Below are 19,375 nucleotides of genomic sequence, written 5' to 3' on the forward strand. Positions count from 1 at the left end.
GTTCGGTTGGGATGAACCCGCACCATGGGCTGCTGACAACACCAGGAAGCGGAATTAAACGGGTGTGTCGGCGTCATGGGCGGCTCTCCGGATGGGTGAAGACGGGGGTGCGTTTGATAAAAAGGCGCAGGGCCTGCCAGTAGATCCCGAGCAGCACCTTCAGGGTCATCCAGGGCCAGCGAACCAGCAGCGCCGCCAGCCCCTTGCGCGACAGCGGCGCGCGGCGCAGGGCCAGGGTGGCGTCAAACAGCTTGCTCTCACCGGATACGGGGTGGCTCTCGATATGGATCAGCGCCTCCTCTTTCGGCGCCCGGATGCGCCAGTGGTAGCGCATCCCCAGTCCCATGAAGGGGGAGACATGGAAATCCTTGTCATGGGGGGAGAGCGCCGCCAGATCCAGCAGGTAGTAGTGGCGCTCGTTCCAGGGGGTATTGGAGACCTCCGCCAGCAGGTAGCGGGTCTCCCCCGCCCGATCGCAAAAGTAGAAATTGACCGGGCTGAAATAAAACCCGAGGCAGCGCACGTTGCCAAGGAGCAGCACCCGCCCGCCGGGCTCCGCATCCCCCCCAAGGGCCGCCACCTTGTCCCAGACCGCCTGCTTGAGGGGCCCTTCGCTGCCCCGCAGATAGTCCTCGCGGCGAAACGAGAGCAGTCCGGCCCGCTCCACGGCAAACCAGCGCCCCTGCTCAAGCCCGGGCAGTTCGTCCAGATCCAGCCCCAGCATGAAGAGGCTGTATGAAAAAGCGTGGGCCCTGGGGGCGAAGCGGCGATGGCGCACCGAGCCTTGCCAGATGGCGCTGATCCCCTCCCCCATTCCCTCGTCCCCTTGCGTCAAGGCCGCGGCGCCGCTCATAGCTCGGCCCCGAAGCGTCTGGCCACGTCCAGGGCGCTGCGCACCCCGTCCTCGTGAAAACCGTTGTACCAGTAAGCCCCGCAGAAGTGGGTGCGCTGATGGCCACAGATCTCGCCCCGTCGCTGCTGGGCGGCGATGGAGCCCTGATTGAATACCGGATGATGATAGACGAAACGGCGCAACACCTTGCTCTCGTCCACCCGTCCACGGGGATTGAGGCTGACGCAGAAGGGCGCGGGGGAGCTCACCCCCTGCAGGATGTTCATGTTGTAGCTCACCAGGGGGCGCGCCCCGTCATCCTCACCGAGCTGGTAGTTCCAGCTCGCCCACGCCTTGCGGCGCATCGGCAGGCAGGAGGCGTCGGTGTGCAGCCAGACGTCGTTGGCCTGATAGGGCATGTTCCCGAGGATGGCCCTCTCTGCGTCGCTCGCATCCGCCAGCAGGGCCAGGGCCTGATCGCTGTGACAGGCGAAGATCACCTCGTCAAAATGGGCCTCCTGCCCCTGGCTGGTGACCACGACGCCATCCGCCCCCCGGCGCACCGCCTCCACCGGGGTAGCGAGGCGGATGCGCGACTGCCAGCCCGCCGTGAGCGGCCCTATGTACTCTCGCGAGCCACCCGGGATCACATACCACTGGGGGCGGTTCGCCACCTCCAGCAGCCCGTGGTTGGCGAAAAACCGCAGGAAGAAGCTCAAGGGGAAGGCACGCATGTCCGCCAGGGTGGAGGACCAGATGGCCGCCCCCATGGGCAGGATGTAGTGACGGGCGAAATAGTCGCTGAATTTCCCCGCCTGCAGGAAGTCCCCCAGGGTCAGCTCGGGGGTCAGCTCCCGCTGGCGATGCGCGGCCAGCCAGGTCCGCGCCTCCCGGTTGAAGCGCAGTATCTCGGCGACGAAGCGATAGAAGCGCGGGCTCAGCAGATTGCGGCGCCGGGCGAACAGGGTATCGAGGTTGTGGCCGTTGTACTCCATCCCCTCGGGACTCTTGACCGAGAAGCTCATCTCGGCGGGTTGGCGCCCCACCCCGATGCGCTCCAGCAATTTGAGGAAGTTGGGATAGGTGCGGTCATTGAAGACGATGAAGCCGGTGTCGATGGCATAGTGGCGCCCAGCCTGTTCCACCTCCACGGTGGCGGTGTGGCCTCCCAGGGTCGGCGCCGCCTCGAACAGGGTGATGTCATGCAGCTTGTGGAGCAGAAAACCGGCGGTGAGACCGGAGATACCGGAGCCGACGATGGCGATCTTTTTCTTCATGAAGGGCGTCCTTTCGAAACGAGTGTGCGGCCAAGGCGCAGCCAGAGCCCTGTCGGCAGGGCGCCGAGCAGGCGCAGCAGCCAGATGAAGCGACGGGGAAAGTGGATCTGGTGGCGACCGGCGGCAAGCCCCGTCATGATGGCGCGGGAAGCCTCTTCCACCGTCACCAGGCAGGGCATGGGAAAATCATTCTTGTCGGTGAGCGGCGTCTGCACGAAGCCCGGGCGGATCAGGGTCACCCCGATGCCCTTGCTGGCCAGATCCAGGCGCAACGTATCCGCCAGATAATCGAGAGCCGCCTTGGAGGCGCCATAGGCCTCCGCCCGTGGCAGGGGCAGCCAGCTCACCGAGGAGCTGACGATGGCAAGCCGTCCACCCGCCCCCAGCCGTGGCAGCAAGGCGGCCAGGGCGTTGCCGGTGGCGATGAGGTTGGTCTCGATGACCCGGGCAAACAGGGCGCCGTCAAAGCCTTCTGCCGGATCCATGTATTCACAGTTGCCCGCATTGAGAATGAGCAGGTCGAGGGCGGGCAGGCTCGCGGCCACCCCGGCCATGGCGGCGCTGTCGCGCGCATCGAATCGCAAAGGGGTGATCCCCAGGTCGGCCAGTGCCTGCAAGCGCACCTCGTCCCGGCCACAACCCCACACCTGCCAGCCGGCGCGCCGATAATCCAGCGCCAGCTGGCGGCCGATGCCCGAGGTGGCCCCGGTGATCAGCACCCGGCCGCTCATGTCCCCAGCCTCCCCTTGATGGCCCGTACCACGGGCCCCAGCAGCGGCAACTGCTCGTAGAGCATGGCCCCGAGATCGAAGTAGTCCCGGTGCAGGCACACCTTGCCCCAGGAGTCGAACGTCAGCCGGGTGGCCCCCTCGACCCTGACGGCCCGGCCACCGGCAATTCTGGGGTGGGAGAAGGTCATGACCCAGGCGAGCCAGGCTTCGTTGCCCGACTGCTGCTGACTCGTTATCTCGAAACTGCACTGGGCAAGGCGCTCATAAAGGGAGGAAAAGTAGCGGGTGAGCGCAGCCAGCCCCTCTATCCGGTGCGCAGGATCGATGAAGAGCACCTCATCGGCATAGACCTCCGGCAAGCGGTGCAACTGATGCTTGTCCAATTGCAGGTAGAGGATGACAAAGCGGGCCAGCGCGTCATTCATGCTAGTTTTTCTCCAGTTCGCGGAACATCTCGATGGCCCTCACCCGTGCAACGGCATGATCCACCATGGGGGCCGGATAATTCTGCCGCCCCTTGAGCCGCAACCAGTCGTGGGGCTCGTGGAGATAGGCAGCAGGCACATCCGCCAGCTCAGTGACCCAGGTACGAATGAACTCCCCTTGTGGATCAAATCGTTGCCCCTGGGTGGTGGGGTTGAAGACCCGGAAATAGGGCGCCGCATCGGCCCCGGTCCCCGCCGCCCACTGCCAGCCACCATTGTTGGCCGCCAGATCCCCGTCGATGAGCCGACTCATGAAGTAGTCCTCCCCGAGCCGCCAGTGGATGTGGAGATCCTTGGTGAGGAAGCTCGCCACTATCATCCGCAGCCGGTTGTGCATCCAGCCGGTGGCGTTGAGGCAGCGCATGGCCGCATCGACCACGGGGTAACCGGTGCGCCCCTCGCACCAGGCGGCGAAGGCATCCGGATCCCAGCTCCACGGCAGGGCCGCCGTCTCCGGCTTGAAGGGGCGGTTCATGGAGAGGCTCGGGATCAGCACCAGCAAGTGGCGGTAGAACTCGCGCCAGATAAGCTCGTTGAGCCAGACAAAACCGGGTTGGGCCTTCGACAGGGGCCGGTAGCCGAGACGCTGCTGCAGCGCCCCCACGCACTGGCGGGCACTGATGATGCCCGCCGCCAGATAGGGGGAGAGCACGGAGGTGCCCGCCAGCGCCGGAAAGTCCCGGGTCTCGCCGTAATCGAGCACAGCCTGATCCAGAAAAGCGTGCAACCGGCGGCTCGCCTCGGCCTCCCCCACCGGCCAGCGGGTGTCCGGCGTCAGATCCCCCAGCCCGTCGTCCACCCACTCCCGCTCGGCCAGGGGCAGCCACGGCAACGGCTCGCCGCGTGGTGCGGGGGCACGGTGAATGACGAAGCCATCCTCCTCGAGAGCCTTGAGCCAGGCGCGGCTGAAGGGGGTGAAGACCTTGAACATCTCCCCCGACCCGGTCAACACCCGACCGGGCGGCAGCACGCAGCAGCCGTTGAACCAGTGGCTGGTCATGCCCTGCTCCCCCAGCGCGGCGCTGACGGCGTGGTCGCGGCGCAGCTCGTCGATCTCGATGGCCTGGTTGGCGTAGAGCTGGCTCACCCCGAGATCCCGGCAAAGCGCCGTCAGCGCTGTCGGCACCTCGGCAAAGGTCTCGACCCGCAGCAGATGAAGCGGAATGCCGAGGGCCGCCAGCTCGCGGCCCATGGCATCCACCTGTGCCAGCATGAAGCGCTGGCGGACCGGGGCCAGCTTGTGCGTCTGCCACTGGGTCGGCGAGACGATGAAGAGTGCGGCGACCGGTTCATCTCCGGCGCAGGCGTGGCGCAGGGCCGGGTTGTCGGCCAGACGCAGATCGTTGCGAAACCAGACCAGCCTCATGACGGTGTTCTCCCGCCCTTGCCCTTCGCCTTGGCAGTACGGGGCGTCGCACTGACCTCTGCCAGGGTGGCGTGCCAGTTGCGGGCACGCCGCCACGGCTCATCGTAGAGGCGTCCCAGCTCGCCAAAGAAGCGGGTACCCGCAGGCCATTCGGCGGCCTGGTCCTGCTTGCCGAGCCCGGCCCCCAGCAGGATCAGCCAGGGGGGAGTGGCGCGCCCCTCCAGCAGGGTGGCATGGCGGGGCTCCACCGCCCCCAGCAGTTGCACCTCATATCCCTGACCGATGAGCTCATACGCAGCCCAGACCAGATCCAGCGGCCCCACCTGCCCCCAGCTTGCCAGGGTGACGGGGACGCCCTTCTCCTGCTCGATGAGGTGGCGGGCGAAGCGGGTATGCAGCCAGCCGAGCCACACCTGTTGCAGCAGCTCGCCATCGGGGCGCTCGCGCCACAGCCCCAGCAGCCGCTCCACCAGGGGCTGCAGCACCCGGTTGCGCACCAGCTCGAAGGGGTAGCTCGCCAGCAGATCGCCAAGCTCGGCCTCCGCCTTGCGCTGGTTGAAGGCGAGCAGCGCCTGGCTGAATTGCTCCAGGGTCTGCTGCCAGTGATCGCTCACCGGCGCACTCTGGGGCTCGCTCAGCAGCCCCTTCACCTGACCTATGCTCACCCCCCGCTCCAGCCAGCTCAGGATCTCGCCTATCTGGCGGATATCCTGCTCGCTGTAGAGGCGATGGCCCTTCTCGGTTCGGGCCGGTTGCACCAGCCCGTAGCGGCGCTGCCAGGCGCGCAGGGTGACGGCGTTGACGCCGGTGAGGCGGGAGACCTCGCGAATGGGGTAGACGCCCTCGTCGGGGAGAGGCGCGGCTGCTTGTGATTCATCAGACATGAGAGAGTCCATCAGACGTTGGGAAGAGGCCCCGGTCATCCGCCGGGGCCTGCACAGGGTGTTCAGAGCCCGTAGCGCAGCTTGAGCGTGTCGGGATGAAGGTCGAGGTAGGCCTGATCGGCCAAATCCAGCCACTCCTTCACAGCCCGTAACGCAATTTCAGCGTGTCGGGATGGGGATTGAGGTACACCTGCTCGGCGAGATAGGGGTTCGGGTACTCGCGCAGGTAGTGGCGGATCAGGGTAAGGGGCACCAGTAACGGGAAGACCCCGGTGCGGTACTTGTCGATGGTGTCACACAGCTCCTGCTTCTGGGCCGGGGTCAGCACCCGCTTGAAGTAGCCCTGCAGGTGCATCAGCACATTGGTGTGGCTGCGGCGGTTGGCCCGCAGGGTCAGCGCCGCCATCAACCCCTGGATGTAGCTGTCGGCCACCTCCTGCAGGTTGGCCTTGCCAAGGTTGGCGAGCAGGCGCCCCAGCGCCCGGTAGTGGGTGGTGGCGTGGGAGAGCACCAGGTACTTGTAGCGTGAATGGAAGCGGATCAGGGCTGAGGCAGTGATCCCCCGGGCGCAAAGCTGCTGCCAGTCGTGGTAGGCGAAGACCCGCAGCACGAAGTTCTCCCGCAGGATGGGGTCGCACAGGCGGCCATCTTCCTCCACCGGCAGCAGGGGGTTGGCCTCCATCAGCGCCTTGGCGAAGAGGCCGACCCCCTCCTTGGCGCTCCCCTCGTTGTTGGCGCCATAGATGCGCACCCGCTCCATGCCGCAGCTGGGGGACTTGGCGCAGAGGATGTAGCCAGAGAGGAAGTCGAGCTGGCGTGCCTTCTGCTCGCTGAAGGCAATCAGCTTGTCGGTGACGTCGAAGCTGCCGTTGCTTGCCTCGGCCCGCACCTCGCCCTGGCGCTTCACCAGCCGTATGGCGGCGCGGGGTGCCCCCAGGCCAATGGCCATCTCGGGGCAGACGGGGTGATAGTCGAAATGGGCACCCAGATCCCGTTCGCAGAAACTGGATCGTTTGTGGCCCCCGTCGAAGCGCACTTCCTGGCCGAGCAGACAGGCACTGATACCGACCTTGATCTTGTACATGATGAAGCCCCTTGTATAAGCCTTGAGTAAGTTATAGCAGTTATACAAAAGATTGGAAGCTGTATAACTATTGCGAACTGATACGGCCAGGGGGCGGCGGGCGGATCAGCCCCCATAAAAAAAAACCCATGACCGAAGTCATGGGTAAAGGTGAAGACCCTGCAGGAAGGATGATCAGAAGCTGTATTTCACACCCAGGCTGGAGATGGAGCCTTTTTGCAGCTCCCAGTTGCGATAGGTGTAGTCGGCGGTGAGGGCCAGGTTCTGGGTCAGCTTGTAGGCCGCCCCCGCCTTGAAGTCGTGCATGTCGTCGGTCATGTTGGCGTAGCGATAGCCGGTGGAGAGCTCGACGGCACCGATGTCGTAGCGCAGGCCCACTTCTCCGTAGAGGCTGCCGCTCTTCTTGCGGGCCAGGGTATCCCAAGCGGAGTGGTTCACGTCGGAGGCCAGCTCCCGTTCCAGGCTGTAGCCCATCAGGCCGGTTTCACCGTAGAGGTTCAGGCCGGTGCTGAGGGGGGTGTAGACACCCATCCCCAGGCTGGAGATGGCCATGCTGTCGTTGCCGCTGCTGCGGGAGGTGTATTCGCTGCCGATCCGGCCATAAACATTGCTGGTGAAGCTCTTGGAGAGATCCAGGCTCAGGCCGCCGAAGTCGCGGTTCTCCCCATCCTTGCCACCGATGTAGTCAGACTTGGTGTGGGCCCAGGTAGCAGAGCCCTTGGCATAGCTGAAGGCATCTTGCGCCAGGACGGAGGTGGAAGAGAGACCGGCCAGAACCAGAACAGACAGTGCGATCTTTTGCATTTTGTTGACTCCATGGGTTGAGTTAGGCGGACCTAACTGGAATGGAGCCATTGTGACGGGCAAAGGGGGCAACGCCGAGGGGCAAGCTGTTGCCAAACCATGTCAGATGTAAGCGGATATTGCTGGCGGTTACCGGTGCAACACTCTGCGGGGGAGCCAGGGCTCCCCCGCCGTCATCCTAGCGGAACTCCACCTCGTCGATCTGCACCCGCACCAGCGGCTTGCCGGTGAGGCCGGCGGGTCGTGCCAGCTCGATGGCCCGGGAGGCGCGTGCCTCCCCCTTGCGCAGGTAGGAGTCAGGCAGGCGGTTCTCCCCGACCCAGAAGCGCACGGGCTCGGTCGAAAGCTGCACCCCGTCGGCGCTGAACAGGGTCAGGCTGCCGTTGACGCGCACCACGTTGCGACTGCCGGTGTTGCTCACCACGAACTGCAGGCTGAGGGGATCGTCCCCCGCCACCTGGTCCAGCTTCACCGTGATGCCGTCCCGGGTCGCCTGGGAGAGCAAGTCGGGATGGGCCATGGCCTGCTCGGTCAGCACCGGGGCCGCGACACTCGCCGTCACTGCCTGACCGGCTACCGTGGCTGCCGGCTTGACCAGCAGGTATTCCCAGGTGAAATCGTCATTGAGTTGCACCTGGCGACCATCCGGCAAGGTGATCTGGTGCAGGGGAGCCGCCTCGGCCAGCAGAGGGCACAGACAGAGGGCGACCAGCAGTCGGGAGAGGGGTTTCATGGGCAGGCACTCGATAAAGGATGCGAAGGGGGCAGTATAAAGAGTCGTGCCCTCCTTGCCTATGACCCCCCTCACGTTACGCCCCGGCTCAGATGACCAGGGGGTGGGGATCCTCCAGCGTGGCCAGATCCAGGGTCACCAGATCGAACTGGGCACTCCTGAGGGCCTTCTGGATGGTGGGCTGCATGTCGAACACCAGGGCCCGCAGCCGTTCGGGCACCCGGATCCTCGCAAGGGTGGTGACCCTGTCACCCAGGGTATGGAAGAAGACCTGGGCGCCCCCCAGCCCCATGTCCACCAGCATCTGCTCGGCCATGTCGACCATCCGCAGGTGCCGCCTGTCCAGGGAAGTCATATCGACAAACCGCCGGCTCAGGCAGGCCTCCCCCACGTCTCCCCAGAGCGCCAGTTGCCGCTTGTGAAAGCCGTAGCGAAAATCCCGGTTGGTCATCCCCTGCTCGGCAAAGATCCAGAGGGTGTTGGCGGGCAGGCTGTGGAATCGGCGCAGGTACTCCCGCTTCTCCTCCACCGAGGCCGACATCAGCAGCGGCGGTCCCTCTTCATGTTCGAGCTGCTGGCAGAGGTAGCGCACCGGGTCGGTCACCTCGGCAAGGTGGCCCAGGTGGGCGCTGAAGATCATCTCGTCGGTCTTGAGCACCTGATGGGGGATGCCGTAGTGCCGGCAGTAGCGCTGTGCCCTGGCCACCGACTGGCGGCTGAGGGTGGGGTTGTCCAGGGTGATGGCGCGAAATCGCACCCCGCTGGCCCGGCACAGATCCATGCTGTAGCAGGATTCCAGTCGGCCGGAGAAGGAGACAAGCAGTTCGCTGTAACCGGCCAGGGTGTTGATGAGCCTCTGTTCCCTGGCTTGAAAGGTCTGATCGTATCCCCGATGCAGCGCAACGACATTGGCATCCATAACAACAACTCCGGATGATGAACTGGATACCATTTTGCCCGCCCCAAGCTGAATATACACTTAAAGAGTGCGGGTAAAACTGTACATTATTTGCTCCAAATCAACGCTTCCCCCACTTTTTTCGCTGCGAAGCGAAACTGGCTCCCCTCAGGCAGGCAACAACCCCTGAGCGATCAGATGCGCCCGGCACCGGGCCGGATCGGTGAAGACCAGCCCCCGCAGACCGAGCGCCTCGGCCGCCGCCACGTTGGCCGGGCTGTCGTCGATAAAGAGGCACTCCCCAGCCTTGAGGTCGAACGACACCAGCAGATAGCGGTAGATGTCGGGCTCGGGCTTGAGCATCCGCACCCGGGCCGACACTACCTTGCCGCTGAAGAAGCGCCAGAAGGACTGATGCTGCTCCAGCCAGTCGATGCTGGCGTGCCCCATGTTGGAGAGGGCATAGAGGGGGTGGCCTGCACCGTGCAATTCTTCGATGAGCGCCACCATGGCGGGATCCGGCACAAGGGAGGACGGCACCGCCTGCAAGATGGCCAGATTCTCCGCCATCGACAGGCCGGTGCGCCCCTGCGCCTGACGGGCCATGGTGTGCAGGGAGAGGGTCCCCCTGTCCACCTCCAGCCAGTCCGGGTGGTTGAACAGCTGCTCCGCGATCGCAGTCGCCCCCTCGGGTCCGCGCACCCCACTCACTATGGCCACCGGATCCCAGCGCACCACCACCCTGCCCAGATCGAAGATCACCGCCATCGTCTCGTCCCCTCTATGTGTTGTTGCCACGGATGTGGTCACGGCGGTTGCCATAAACAGGGACCAGAACGACGCTCACTCTCCCCCGGCAACCCGAGCCACCACCCTGCCCCGTTCAACGCCCCCGGGCAAGTTTTACTTGCATCGCACCGCCAAATCCCTTAATGGTTATGGCGTTACATTCAGGACACGCCCATGAACACACCATTCTTCTTTGTTTTCTCGTTTACCCGGCCCACATGAGGGAAGGCCCGTCGTCACGTGAACCATTCGCGTAAACAGAAACCAAAGACGAATCGAGCCTCCCCAGCGGAGGCTTTTTTTTGCACCACACACCACAGAATCACTGGATAGGGAACCACCATGGCAACGCTCGACGAGATCAGACACGACATCACCCAGTTGGATCAGGAGCTGCTCGCCCTGCTGGCCAAACGCAAGACCCTCAGCATCGAGGTCGCCCGCGCCAAGCAGGCCAATCCCCGTCCCATCCGTGACCACCAGCGCGAACAGGACTTGCTGGTCGCCCTGATCCAGAAAGGGCGCGCCCTCGGACTGGATGCCCAGTACATCACCCGCATCTACCACACCATCATCGAAGACTCCGTGCTCTCCCAGCAGGCCTACCTGCAGAGCCTGCTCAACCCCCAGCAGCAGGAGCCCATGACCAGCGTCGCCTACCTGGGACCGCGCGGCTCCTACTCGAGCCTGGCCGCCCGCAAGTACCTGGCCCGCTACAAGGATCAGGTGATCGAGGTGAACTGCCAGAACTTCCGCGAGGTGCTGGACACCGTGGAGTCGGGCCGCGCCGCCTTCGGGGTGCTGCCCATCGAGAACACCAGCTCGGGCTCCATCAACGAGGTGTACGACGTGATGCAGCACACCACCCTCTCCATCGTGGGTGAGCTCACCTATCCCATCGAGCACTGCATCCTCACCGCCGTGCCCACCGAACTCTCTCGCATCAAGACCTTCTACGCCCATCCCCAGGTGTTCCAGCAGTGCTCCCATTACCTCAGCAAGCTGGAAGGGGCGCGCCACGAGATCTGCGACTCCTCCTCCAGCGCCATGATGAAGGTGAAGGAGCTGGCAAGCCCGGAAGCGGCGGCCATCGGCAGCGCCGCCGGCGGCGAGCTCTATGGCCTGGACGTGCTGGCCGAGCAGCTCGCCAACCAGAAGGAGAACTACAGCCGCTTCATCGTGGTGGCGCGCAAGCCCATCGACGTGGCGCCCCAGATCCCGGCCAAGACCACCCTCATCATGTCCACCTCCCAGAAGCCGGGCTCCCTGGTGGAGGCGCTGCTGGTGCTGCGCAGCCACGAGATCAACATGACCAAGCTGGAATCCCGTCCGGTGCAGGGCAACCCCTGGGAGGAGATGTTCTACCTGGATGTCTCCGCCAACCTGCAGACCCCGGCCATGCAGGCCGCCCTGCTGGAGCTGACCAAGATCACCCGCTACATCAAGGTGCTGGGCTGCTACCCGAGCGAAGACGTCAAGCCGACCGCCGTACCGCCCGTCTTGATGGGAAGCTGATGGGAAGGGGATCCCGCCCCTGCCACACAAAGGCGAGCCCCGGCTCGCCTTTGTGCTCTCTGCGCCCTCCCCGTGAGACGCGGCCCAGTCCCGCCCTTCCCTTCCGGCGTTAAACCGCCCTCCACCCCCTTCCTCGTGGACCCGGGATCCTGGCGCTGCTGTCTTTCCACTCACCATCAGGCCATCTTCCTCCCGTTGCGGCCCCCTTTTGCCGCCTGCCGGGCCTATCTATCGTTTGGCTTTATTTAACGATATGACCATATCGTTAGATTTCCCTAAACAAAAAAGGCCGCCATTCCGACCCCCGGGCACCTCTTGTTCTACTTCAGCCCCCTGTTTCCTCGCCACAGGCCGGATCCCGCCCGGCACCTCAACCCCGTTTCTCCTGCCGAAGACCAGTTCCCCCCAAGACGCCAACCCCGGTTATCCTCCCCAGGCCCAATGCAGTCCAAGGCACCAACCCGGTTATTCCCCGCAGATCCGAGCCCCTTCCCGACCAAACAAAAAGGCGAGCCTGCGCTCGCCTTTGTCTGTGCCGTGATGATCGCCGGGCTCATGCCGGCGCCCCCCGGACCCGCCCTAGAACTGGCCCGCCATCAGCTGGTTCAGGTGATAGAGGTTGCGGGTATCGAGCTCCAGCTCGGTGGCATAGGTGTTGCCACGGGGATAGGTCGCCACCACCCGGGCACCGCGCACCATGCCCGCCACCGACACATCCAGGGAGTTGGAGGTCTGGGTCAGGTCCTTGTAGCTGCTCTGGCCGCGCACCTGCTGGCCATTGAGCTGCTCCGCCAGCTCCCGGTAGGCGTCCATCTTGGAGGCGCGGATCGCCTGCAACATCTTCTCGGACTGGGAGGGACCGGGCTGGATGTCGATCACCGCATACCCCACCGCCTTGAGCACCGGGAAGTCATCGGGCTTCTCGCCCACGTCATAGTTCACCACCCGGTTGCCACTGCACGCCGTCAGCAACATGGCCATCAGGCAACCCAACAAGATTTTCATCGCTGTTTCCCCGTTTTCCTGTTCACCACACCCGATGTTTCACGGCTCAATGTCAGCCAGCCCGCTTCACGCTTCATGACGCGCCACCTCAAGGGGTCAGGTTGACCAGATGGCCGGACGGGCTCTGGCCCCCCCGCATCAGGTAACCGCGATTGATGGAGGCCCGGCCAAAGGAGTTGCTGGCACCGGACAAATATTGTTTCGGGATCAGGCTCTGGGCCGTGGTCTCCACCATCTTGGTGCGCAGATCGATGATGCGGGCGTTGACCAGGATCCCCTGCTGATTGCGGCTGAAGGTGCCGGTCAGGATGCGGGAGATGGGCAGCCGGGACGAGAGATCCTTGTAGTTGCGGCTCATCACGAAGTCCCCCTGCGGGGTCACCTGGATGTTGCCCGTGGTCTTGAAGTCCACCACCACCTCACCGCGCCGGTTCAGCTCGTAGATGAAGCTCTCCTCGATCTGCTGCCCCATCCAGTTGGTGTCCTTCAGGGTGTCGAGATCGACAAAGGAGGCGACCGCAATGGGCTCGGTCAGGGTCGTGAGAGACTTGCGCTCCATCAGCTGATCCGTCATGCGGGCCACCAGCCAGTTGAGCTCCATCCCCTTCGCCGCCTGGCGGGGGTCTCCCAGCTCCCGATTGATGGGGTCGGCCGACCCGCAACCGACCAATGCCAGCGCCACCGCCAGCACCGTGATAACTCTCTTCATGGATACCTTTCCTGTATCTGCACCTGACCTGTTATCGGTCGCAACCGCCAACACTTGAGGCGGGAATGCGCGCAGGATCCTCGATGATCCCCGGGCAAAGGCGCGCACTGTGCCACCGGAGCCCGCCGCGCGGGCTCCGGCCGGGGAAGAAGGCATGGTTCTTGCTTTTATTTGGTCACCCGCTCCGGTCCAGACCGGATCTGTGTCCAGGATCCCTGACCCGCCCCACCGGCGGCAGCGGGGTCGCCCACTCAAGGTGTTTGTTATGAAAGTTTCGCTGCTGTTCACCCTGCTGCTGGCCAGCCTGTCGGCCAGGGCCGAACTTATCGAGGCCCAGGGCAGTGCCGCCATTCTGGGGGGCGACGAGGTCTACGCCCGCGAGCAGGCGACCCGGGATGCCCTGCGCCAGGCGCTGCTGGCCAGCGGTGCCTCCGTCTCCAGCATCCAGCGCCTGGAAAACGGCAGCCTGCGCTCCGAGCAGATCCAGATCCGCTCCGGCGGCGACATCCGCCAGTACCGCCTCAAGCGCGAAGAGGTGCGCAACGGCCGCATGTACATCACCCTCGTGGCCGACATCCAGGCGGAGCGGCAGATCTGCCAGACCCAGCACTACGCCAAGGATTTGACGCTGGTGCGTCTGCGCATGCGCTACCCGGACCAGGCGAGCACCGGTGCCCTGGACGACATGCCCGCCGATCTCTCCCGCCGGCTGTTTGAAACCCTGGCGACGACGCCCCAGGTGGTCGCGCGCCAGTGGCTGGACGAGAACCTGCGCATCGATCCTCTCCATCTGCAACAGGGGGATCGCAGCGCCCTCGAGGAGATCAAGGCCCTGAGCCTGCGCACCGACAGCCAGTATCTGGTGCTCGGCAGCATCGACGACCTCTCCCTCGAGCCCCAGGGCAACGCCCTCACCAGCTGGTATGAGGATCCCGTGCGCAATTTCTCCATGCAGCTCTACCTGTTCGACGGCATCAACGGCAGCCTGCTCGGCCGCAAGGAGTACAAGGGCCGCGCCAACTGGACCTTCTCCAAGCGGGAGCAGGTGGGCAGCAGCGGCGGCCAGTTCTGGCAGTCGAGCTTTGGCCAGGAGGTGGGCTACCAGTTGAAGGAGGCGGCCCAGGACATCGCCGCCGAACTCGCCTGTGCCCCCGTCACCGCCCGGATCGTGGCCCAGCACGAGCGCGGCCCCCACATCAACCTGGGCCGCCGCAACGGGGTCAAGCTCGGGGACCAGTTCCGGGTCCAGCACAGCGCCGACTTCGTCGACCCCTATGGCAAGTCCAGGGTGATGCGCAACCCCGCAGACGGTCTGTTCGAGGTGGTGCAGGTGTTTGAGGATGGCGCCATCATCAGCAGTCAGAACAAATATTCGCCGTTCAATGTCCAAATCGGTGACCTGGCCGTATTGGAATAGGAATCAAGGGTTTAAAAGCACAATGCTTCTTGTATAATGCCCGCCACAAGGTTCCCGTAGCTCAGCAGGATAGAGCGGTCCCCTCCTAAGGGACAGGCCACTGGTTCGACTCCAGTCGGGAACGCCATACAAAACAAGGGGTTAGCGTCGTCATGGTGCTAACCCCTTGGTCGTTTTTGGCCTCGTACCCCTCTCCATACCCCTCCAGTGCAGTTCATTGCACAACACCATCATGCTGTAACGCCCCTTAAAATAATGAGAACTTAATAGCAAATAATTCCTATTCAATAAACTTTCAAACCTACATCACCTCCATGAGTTAGCAGGCTGAATGTCTGCATTTCACTATTCCTGGAGGAGATATGGCTCACCTGATTGACACCATGGCCTACACTGGCCAAACCCCTTGGCATGGCCTTGGCAATGTCTTGCCCCCACAGCAATCTCTCGATATCTGGCTGCAAGCAGCCGGGATGGATTGGACCATCGAGCAGAGCGATGTGATGTTTAACGTCGCCTCCGATGCACTACATATCCGCCCCTACAGCGACAGCAAGGTACTTTATCGCTCCGATACCCTTGCCCCTCTGTCAGTGGTCTCAAGCCGCTACAACGTGGTACAGCCTCACGAGGTGCTGCACTTCTATCAAGATCTGGTGGAAGCCGGTGGCTTTGAGTTGGAAACAGCAGGCTCGCTCAAAGGTGGTCGCAAACTGTGGGCACTGGCTAAGACCGGCCAGGATCTAACACTCAAAGGCAATGACTTGGTAAAGTCCTATCTGCTACTGGCGACCAGTTGCGACGGCACACTCTGCACCACGGCGCAGTTCACCTCTTTGCGGGTGGTTTGCAACAACACCCTGCAGATGGCATTGCGCGGCGCTACTGGTGCCATCAAGGTGCCCCACTCCACTCAGTTCGATGCCGCTGCCGTCAAAGAGTCGCTTGGACTGGGGCTCTCTCATTGGGATGAGTTCAAGACGCAGACCAAGGCGCTGGCACAGCGGCCCGTCGCCCCCGAAGAGGCGCTGCGCTTTTTCAGCGATCTGTTGGCGCAACCGCTCGATGAGGAGAACATCATTCTCACCAAGCCGATACAACGGCTGCATGAGCTCTATCAGGGCGCAGGCATGGGCTCAGAACTTACGAGCTCCCGCAATACCGCCTGGGGGCTGGTCAATGCGGTCACTGAATACGTGGATCACCACCGCCGTGCCCGCAGCCAGGATCACCGGCTTGATTCCGCTTGGTTCGGTCAGGGTGCCCAACTCAAATCCCAAGCCCTGAATCAGGCACTCACTCTGCTGCAGTAATTACGCTTCCCCATTCAAACCGCATAACGACCTCACCCGGACTGGCGCAAGCCAATCCGGGCGTAGCCATTTATGCCGTCAACAAGGAATAGTCATGAAATCAAAAGCCAAATACGGCCAAGCCCTGCGGCTAGCCTCTACTACCCAGTTAACCCGCGAGCAGTGGCTCGCTATCCGTAAACTCGGCATTGGCTCCTCCGATGCCGCCGTCGCAGTGGGGCTCTCCCCCTACAAATGCCCGCTCAGCCTCTGGCTGGAGAAGACCGGTCGCAAGGAGCCGGAAGATATCTCCCACAAGGAAGCGGTGCTGTGGGGCATCGAGCTGGAGCCGGTATTGGCGCAGGTCTATGCCAAACGCACCGGCTATAAGGTGCGCCGGGTCAATGCGGTGCTGCAACACCCCGAGCAACCCTTCATGCTCGCAAACCTCGATCGGGAGGTAGTCGGCCATCCCGATGGGCCGGGCATTCTGGAGATCAAAACTGCCAGCTATCACAATGCTCCCCAGTGGGAGGAAGGAGTGCCGGTGGCTTACCAGTGTCAGGTACTGCATCAGCTGGCTGTTTCCGCGTGACGATGGCCAGACGGTGGATCTCTCCGATTCCCTCGAGTTCAACCAGCTGTTTGGCGATCTGCTGCGATTGCGCGAGCAAAAGGAAGCCGTCGAGCTGCAGGAGTCACAGCTCAAACAGCGGCTTCAAGCCACTTTGGGTGAAGCGACAGCCGGGCTGTTTGCCGACGGCAAGATCACCTGGAAACGCAGCAAAGACCGGCTGGCGCCGGATCTCGATAAGCTCGGTCAGGATCATCCCGACCTGCTCACCCGTTACGTCAAACCGGTACCCGGCGTGCGCCGTTTCACCATTCACCCCTTGAGGCAAACACCATGATCAAAGGACTGGCAATTACCCCGCCCGTGATTGGGCGGATCTGCATCGGCAAGCTGGTGCAAAAACAGGATAAGTGGGTACCGGAGAAGGACGACAGCTTCACCCTCACCACCCAGATACAGCAAAAGGGGGGATGGTTGCTCCATCCTCTGCATCAACACTACTCATCGCAAAAGAATAACCAAGGACAGGAGCAGACCAAGATCCGCGCTATTCCGGTGCGCGTGCTGTTCAACGACAGCGACTTGAATCTGCGGGCGGAATACAGCGCCTTTGACCGGCAAACCGGCAGGCCGCTCTGTGTCGGGAATGGGGAGATGGCAAGACGCGTGGGGGCACAAGGCATAGAGGAGGTCAGCTGCCCTGGACCTGAGCGCTGCGCCTTTGCAGGCCAACAAGGCTGCAAGCTGTACGGACGACTGAACCTGTTTGTGGAGGGGCAAGGTGATGAGTTGGGTAGCTTTATCTTCCGCACCACCGGCTACAACTCGGTTCGCACTCTGGCTGCTCGGCTGAAGTACCTGGAGGCTGTAAGCGGGGGCCATACCCGCTATCTGCCGCTCACCCTGCGGTTGCGAGCCAAGAGCACCACCCAGTCGTACCGCACACCGGTCAACTACGTGGATTTAACCTTGCGGGAAGAAACCAACCTGACTGAGACAGTCAGGCAATCACAAGAGGCGGCACAGCGTGACCAGGAGGCGGGTCTCGCCATCGACCAGATGGAGCAGGCCGCGCGTGAATTGCTGCGTAACGGACAGTTTGAAGATATCGATGAAGAGGTGCCGATGCTGCTGGAGGAGTTCTATCCCGAAGCCAACCGCAACGAGACGGCGAATGGTATCAATGGTTCTGAGGCGACAATCTCACCTCACGTCCCGCAAGGCAAAGCAACCAGAACGCCAGAGAGACCACAACCAAGAAGGAGTCCGCTCACCAACAAATTGGGGAAAGGGACCCCATCCCCTCCCCAGTGAATGGCGGGTGGTCAGCGGGGACGCGCCAACCGCTCCACCAACCGTTCTACCGTTTCCAGCAACAGGGTTCGGTCAGCATCATCGAGCCGAGCCAGTTGCTGGCTCAGCACAATGCCCTGCTCGGTCGGGCGGTTACTGGTCTCACGCAGGAAATCCGCCAGCTCGCAGCCGAAAAGTTGAGCGAGCTCCGCCAGCCGCACCACGGTCGGCACCACAATCCCCCGCTCCATCCGGGAGACGGCCTCCATCCCGATATTGAGGTGTTCAGCCACCTGCTCCTGGGTAAACCCGGCCTGGTTACGCTGACGCCCAATCACCTTACCCACGTTCTTGGCTAACTGCTCAAAGTTGATATCTGTCATAAGTCCTCCAACCAACCCCTATGGTTGGGTGTGGACTCGTTGACATGAAGAACCACAAAAGGCGAGGATCAACCCAAAAGGTTGTTATTGGGCATTATCTGCCTATTTAACCGGACTAGGGTTATCCCCTTCTCTACGACTTACTACCAATAGGAGTTCTCATGAAACGACTCGTTCCATTGCTCACCCTGGCAGTCACTGCACCGAGTATCATGGCCAGCAACACCAATCACATCTGGTCCTATCAAGACACTGATGGCACCACCTTGGCTCAAGCGTGTCATAACAAACGTACCTGTGATCTGATCTACAAAAACAGCCACTACCTTGCCTTCGTCAACAACAGCTCCCAAACGGGCTGTGCCACTGGTGATCTGCTGGTTGCCGAACACGCCAGTCGCAGCTTTAAGAAACTGGATACCGGCACCTGCAGCACCTCGGCCAGTATCGAGGTCAATACCTACAATCGACTGAACAACGTCGATGTCATGATCGGTGACCGACTCATCAAGCGTTATCCGTTAGATGCTTGGATGTGGGGAGAAATACGCAAGGCGGGTAAAGGGGCGTCTTGGAGCAAGGCAGAAGAGAATGCCAAGAAGCCTCAGATGCTGGATGCACCAAAAGGTACCCCTGCACAGTGGGTGGCCGAAGAGGGGCGCTGTGGCCCTCGTTATACCCTGACACAGGGCCAGGGTTACTCACGATACGTACTGGAAATCAAATGCGCCTATCAGATGGCGGGGGCAACCTGGCCCCTGCACTCTGAACTCAGATACACCAGAGCCTACGATGCCTCAAGCAGTGTTGAGGAGATCGAAGTCAATGGTCAACGTCTGTCCGGTGAAGCCAAAAGCCAGGCCGAATGGACTCAACTCGTCAACGCGATCCTCTCCGCCTCAACCCTGAGCATCTACCGTGGGCAGGATCAAAAAGCCACATGGACGGTCAAGCCTACGAAGTTGACCTCCACTTGCGACTATTACAACGGGTGAGTCATGAACATCACTTCAACCAAATGCTCGATAGCAGCCCTGATGGCTTGTGGACTGCTCTGGAGCCACCCAAGCCATGCGAAAGAACAGCACTACCTCGCTATCCAGCACACCGACACCATCTACGCCAACCAGGGCGTCTGCGCGTACCATTTCTCCCTTGATAGTGGGGGAGCTGATGAGTTTGGGCGGTTGTATATCACGCTGCAGTTTAATGACAAAAAGGGCAAATTGTAGTGGTCAACTAAATCCGGACACACAGTTAAGCCGATTTTCGGCCTCTGCTGGCGGTATCCCATCATTGTGTTG

At 62.4% G+C, this 19,375-nt stretch carries 20 protein-coding genes, 1 tRNA gene, 1 pseudogene and 1 other annotated feature; of the genes and pseudogenes, 8 read left to right on the forward strand and 14 right to left on the reverse strand.

Annotation, left to right across the window (positions count from 1 at the left end; translation table 11 throughout):
* Positions 1-73: 73 nt before the first annotated feature.
* From ACVDHI_RS03280 to ACVDHI_RS03330, 11 genes are all read right to left on the reverse strand, one after another.
* Positions 74-853, reverse strand: coding sequence for a DUF1365 domain-containing protein (locus ACVDHI_RS03280; RefSeq protein ID WP_039041353.1), 780 nt, complete (start codon positions 851-853; stop codon positions 74-76).
* Positions 850-2,109: an NAD(P)/FAD-dependent oxidoreductase gene (locus ACVDHI_RS03285; RefSeq protein WP_447211685.1), complete on the reverse strand. Its 1,260-nt coding sequence runs from the start codon at positions 2,107-2,109 to the stop codon at positions 850-852. Before ACVDHI_RS03285 ends, ACVDHI_RS03280 begins: the two co-directional genes overlap by 4 nt.
* Positions 2,106-2,840, reverse strand: a complete 735-nt coding sequence (locus ACVDHI_RS03290; protein ID WP_010673321.1) for an SDR family NAD(P)-dependent oxidoreductase — start codon at positions 2,838-2,840, stop codon at positions 2,106-2,108. The genes ACVDHI_RS03285 and ACVDHI_RS03290 overlap by 4 nt, the downstream gene beginning before the upstream one ends.
* Complete coding sequence (locus ACVDHI_RS03295; protein ID WP_010673320.1) at positions 2,837-3,265, reverse strand: nuclear transport factor 2 family protein; 429 nt, start codon at positions 3,263-3,265, stop codon at positions 2,837-2,839. Before ACVDHI_RS03295 ends, ACVDHI_RS03290 begins: the two co-directional genes overlap by 4 nt.
* A 1-nt stretch (position 3,266) precedes the next feature.
* Positions 3,267-4,691 carry a deoxyribodipyrimidine photo-lyase gene (gene phrB, locus ACVDHI_RS03300; protein ID WP_447211686.1) on the reverse strand — a complete coding sequence of 475 codons (1,425 nt, stop codon included), beginning with the start codon at positions 4,689-4,691 and terminating at the stop codon, positions 3,267-3,269.
* Positions 4,688-5,575, reverse strand: coding sequence for a MerR family transcriptional regulator (locus ACVDHI_RS03305; RefSeq protein ID WP_324031190.1), 888 nt, complete (start codon positions 5,573-5,575; stop codon positions 4,688-4,690). The genes phrB and ACVDHI_RS03305 overlap by 4 nt, the downstream gene beginning before the upstream one ends.
* A gap of 139 nt (positions 5,576-5,714) precedes the next feature.
* Positions 5,715-6,659 carry a YbgA family protein gene (locus ACVDHI_RS03310; protein ID WP_010673317.1) on the reverse strand — a complete coding sequence of 315 codons (945 nt, stop codon included), beginning with the start codon at positions 6,657-6,659 and terminating at the stop codon, positions 5,715-5,717.
* A gap of 174 nt (positions 6,660-6,833) precedes the next feature.
* Entirely contained in the window at positions 6,834-7,463 is a 630-nt protein-coding gene (locus ACVDHI_RS03315; protein ID WP_447211687.1) for an outer membrane beta-barrel protein, read from the reverse strand.
* Positions 7,464-7,641: 178 nt separating this feature from the next.
* Positions 7,642-8,196: a DUF3157 family protein gene (locus ACVDHI_RS03320; protein WP_042864298.1), complete on the reverse strand. Its 555-nt coding sequence runs from the start codon at positions 8,194-8,196 to the stop codon at positions 7,642-7,644.
* An 88-nt stretch (positions 8,197-8,284) separates the two neighbouring features.
* The gene (locus ACVDHI_RS03325) at positions 8,285-9,115 is read right to left on the reverse strand and encodes a hypothetical protein (protein ID WP_045523647.1); all 831 of its coding nucleotides are present in this window, start codon (positions 9,113-9,115) and stop codon (positions 8,285-8,287) included.
* A gap of 147 nt (positions 9,116-9,262) precedes the next feature.
* Complete coding sequence (locus ACVDHI_RS03330) at positions 9,263-9,862, reverse strand: HAD family hydrolase (RefSeq protein ID WP_447211695.1); 600 nt, start codon at positions 9,860-9,862, stop codon at positions 9,263-9,265.
* A 191-nt stretch (positions 9,863-10,053) separates the two neighbouring features.
* Positions 10,054-10,187 (forward strand) — a sequence feature (Phe leader region).
* A 38-nt stretch (positions 10,188-10,225) separates the two neighbouring features.
* Here ACVDHI_RS03330 and pheA point away from each other — a divergent pair.
* A complete protein-coding gene (gene pheA / locus ACVDHI_RS03335) occupies positions 10,226-11,398 on the forward strand; it encodes a prephenate dehydratase (protein WP_103244400.1) in 1,173 nt (390 codons plus the stop codon).
* Positions 11,399-11,977: 579 nt separating this feature from the next.
* On the opposite strand, the gene ACVDHI_RS03340 is transcribed toward pheA, so the two are convergent.
* The gene (locus ACVDHI_RS03340; RefSeq protein WP_010673311.1) at positions 11,978-12,403 is read right to left on the reverse strand and encodes an LPP20 family lipoprotein; all 426 of its coding nucleotides are present in this window, start codon (positions 12,401-12,403) and stop codon (positions 11,978-11,980) included.
* A gap of 88 nt (positions 12,404-12,491) precedes the next feature.
* The gene (locus ACVDHI_RS03345) at positions 12,492-13,112 is read right to left on the reverse strand and encodes a FlgO family outer membrane protein (protein WP_010673310.1); all 621 of its coding nucleotides are present in this window, start codon (positions 13,110-13,112) and stop codon (positions 12,492-12,494) included.
* Between the two features lie 265 nt (positions 13,113-13,377).
* Here ACVDHI_RS03345 and ACVDHI_RS03350 point away from each other — a divergent pair, with 265 nt between their 5' ends.
* The 5 genes and pseudogenes from ACVDHI_RS03350 (at position 13,378) to ACVDHI_RS03370 (ending at position 17,709) form a co-directional block, all read left to right on the forward strand.
* A complete protein-coding gene (locus ACVDHI_RS03350; RefSeq protein WP_039041370.1) occupies positions 13,378-14,529 on the forward strand; it encodes a flagellar assembly protein FlgT in 1,152 nt (383 codons plus the stop codon).
* 50 nt (positions 14,530-14,579) lie between these two features.
* Positions 14,580-14,656, forward strand: a tRNA-Arg gene (locus tag ACVDHI_RS03355).
* A gap of 235 nt (positions 14,657-14,891) precedes the next feature.
* Positions 14,892-15,842, forward strand: coding sequence for a DUF932 domain-containing protein (locus ACVDHI_RS03360; RefSeq protein ID WP_324063479.1), 951 nt, complete (start codon positions 14,892-14,894; stop codon positions 15,840-15,842).
* A 94-nt stretch (positions 15,843-15,936) separates the two neighbouring features.
* Positions 15,937-16,732 (forward strand): annotated as a pseudogene (locus ACVDHI_RS03365) (YqaJ viral recombinase family nuclease).
* Complete coding sequence (locus tag ACVDHI_RS03370; RefSeq protein ID WP_447211688.1) at positions 16,729-17,709, forward strand: recombination directionality factor; 981 nt, start codon at positions 16,729-16,731, stop codon at positions 17,707-17,709. Before ACVDHI_RS03365 ends, ACVDHI_RS03370 begins: the two are co-directional and overlap by 4 nt.
* An 11-nt stretch (positions 17,710-17,720) precedes the next feature.
* On the opposite strand, the gene ACVDHI_RS03375 is transcribed toward ACVDHI_RS03370, so the two are convergent.
* Positions 17,721-18,071 (reverse strand): helix-turn-helix domain-containing protein, encoded by a 351-nt coding sequence (locus ACVDHI_RS03375; protein ID WP_447211689.1) that lies wholly within the window; start codon positions 18,069-18,071, stop codon positions 17,721-17,723.
* 161 nt (positions 18,072-18,232) lie between these two features.
* Between ACVDHI_RS03375 and ACVDHI_RS03380 the strand changes: the two genes are divergently transcribed.
* A complete protein-coding gene (locus ACVDHI_RS03380) occupies positions 18,233-19,066 on the forward strand; it encodes a hypothetical protein (RefSeq protein ID WP_447211690.1) in 834 nt (277 codons plus the stop codon).
* Positions 19,067-19,069: 3 nt separating this feature from the next.
* On the forward strand, positions 19,070-19,303 hold the full coding sequence (locus ACVDHI_RS03385) for an IrmA family protein (RefSeq protein ID WP_447211691.1): 234 nt from the start codon (positions 19,070-19,072) through the stop codon (positions 19,301-19,303).
* Positions 19,304-19,375: the final 72 nt, after the last annotated feature.

Source organism: Aeromonas sp. 25-248 (assembly GCF_053005425.1).

Coding starts and splice junctions, on each gene's coding strand:
- ACVDHI_RS03385 (WP_447211691.1), top strand. CDS start 19,070: ATGAACATCACTTCAACCAAATGCTCGATAGCAGCCCTGATGGCTTGT.
- ACVDHI_RS03325 (WP_045523647.1), bottom strand. CDS start 9,115: ATGGATGCCAATGTCGTTGCGCTGCATCGGGGATACGATCAGACCTTT.
- ACVDHI_RS03290 (WP_010673321.1), bottom strand. CDS start 2,840: ATGAGCGGCCGGGTGCTGATCACCGGGGCCACCTCGGGCATCGGCCGC.
- ACVDHI_RS03315 (WP_447211687.1), bottom strand. CDS start 7,463: ATGCAAAAGATCGCACTGTCTGTTCTGGTTCTGGCCGGTCTCTCTTCC.
- ACVDHI_RS03330 (WP_447211695.1), bottom strand. CDS start 9,862: ATGGCGGTGATCTTCGATCTGGGCAGGGTGGTGGTGCGCTGGGATCCG.
- ACVDHI_RS03295 (WP_010673320.1), bottom strand. CDS start 3,265: ATGAATGACGCGCTGGCCCGCTTTGTCATCCTCTACCTGCAATTGGAC.
- ACVDHI_RS03350 (WP_039041370.1), top strand. CDS start 13,378: ATGAAAGTTTCGCTGCTGTTCACCCTGCTGCTGGCCAGCCTGTCGGCC.
- pheA (WP_103244400.1), top strand. CDS start 10,226: ATGGCAACGCTCGACGAGATCAGACACGACATCACCCAGTTGGATCAG.
- ACVDHI_RS03345 (WP_010673310.1), bottom strand. CDS start 13,112: ATGAAGAGAGTTATCACGGTGCTGGCGGTGGCGCTGGCATTGGTCGGT.
- ACVDHI_RS03380 (WP_447211690.1), top strand. CDS start 18,233: ATGAAACGACTCGTTCCATTGCTCACCCTGGCAGTCACTGCACCGAGT.
- ACVDHI_RS03340 (WP_010673311.1), bottom strand. CDS start 12,403: ATGAAAATCTTGTTGGGTTGCCTGATGGCCATGTTGCTGACGGCGTGC.
- ACVDHI_RS03310 (WP_010673317.1), bottom strand. CDS start 6,659: ATGTACAAGATCAAGGTCGGTATCAGTGCCTGTCTGCTCGGCCAGGAA.
- ACVDHI_RS03280 (WP_039041353.1), bottom strand. CDS start 853: ATGAGCGGCGCCGCGGCCTTGACGCAAGGGGACGAGGGAATGGGGGAG.
- ACVDHI_RS03305 (WP_324031190.1), bottom strand. CDS start 5,575: ATGTCTGATGAATCACAAGCAGCCGCGCCTCTCCCCGACGAGGGCGTC.
- ACVDHI_RS03375 (WP_447211689.1), bottom strand. CDS start 18,071: ATGACAGATATCAACTTTGAGCAGTTAGCCAAGAACGTGGGTAAGGTG.
- ACVDHI_RS03360 (WP_324063479.1), top strand. CDS start 14,892: ATGGCTCACCTGATTGACACCATGGCCTACACTGGCCAAACCCCTTGG.
- ACVDHI_RS03320 (WP_042864298.1), bottom strand. CDS start 8,196: ATGAAACCCCTCTCCCGACTGCTGGTCGCCCTCTGTCTGTGCCCTCTG.
- ACVDHI_RS03370 (WP_447211688.1), top strand. CDS start 16,729: ATGATCAAAGGACTGGCAATTACCCCGCCCGTGATTGGGCGGATCTGC.
- phrB (WP_447211686.1), bottom strand. CDS start 4,691: ATGAGGCTGGTCTGGTTTCGCAACGATCTGCGTCTGGCCGACAACCCG.
- ACVDHI_RS03285 (WP_447211685.1), bottom strand. CDS start 2,109: ATGAAGAAAAAGATCGCCATCGTCGGCTCCGGTATCTCCGGTCTCACC.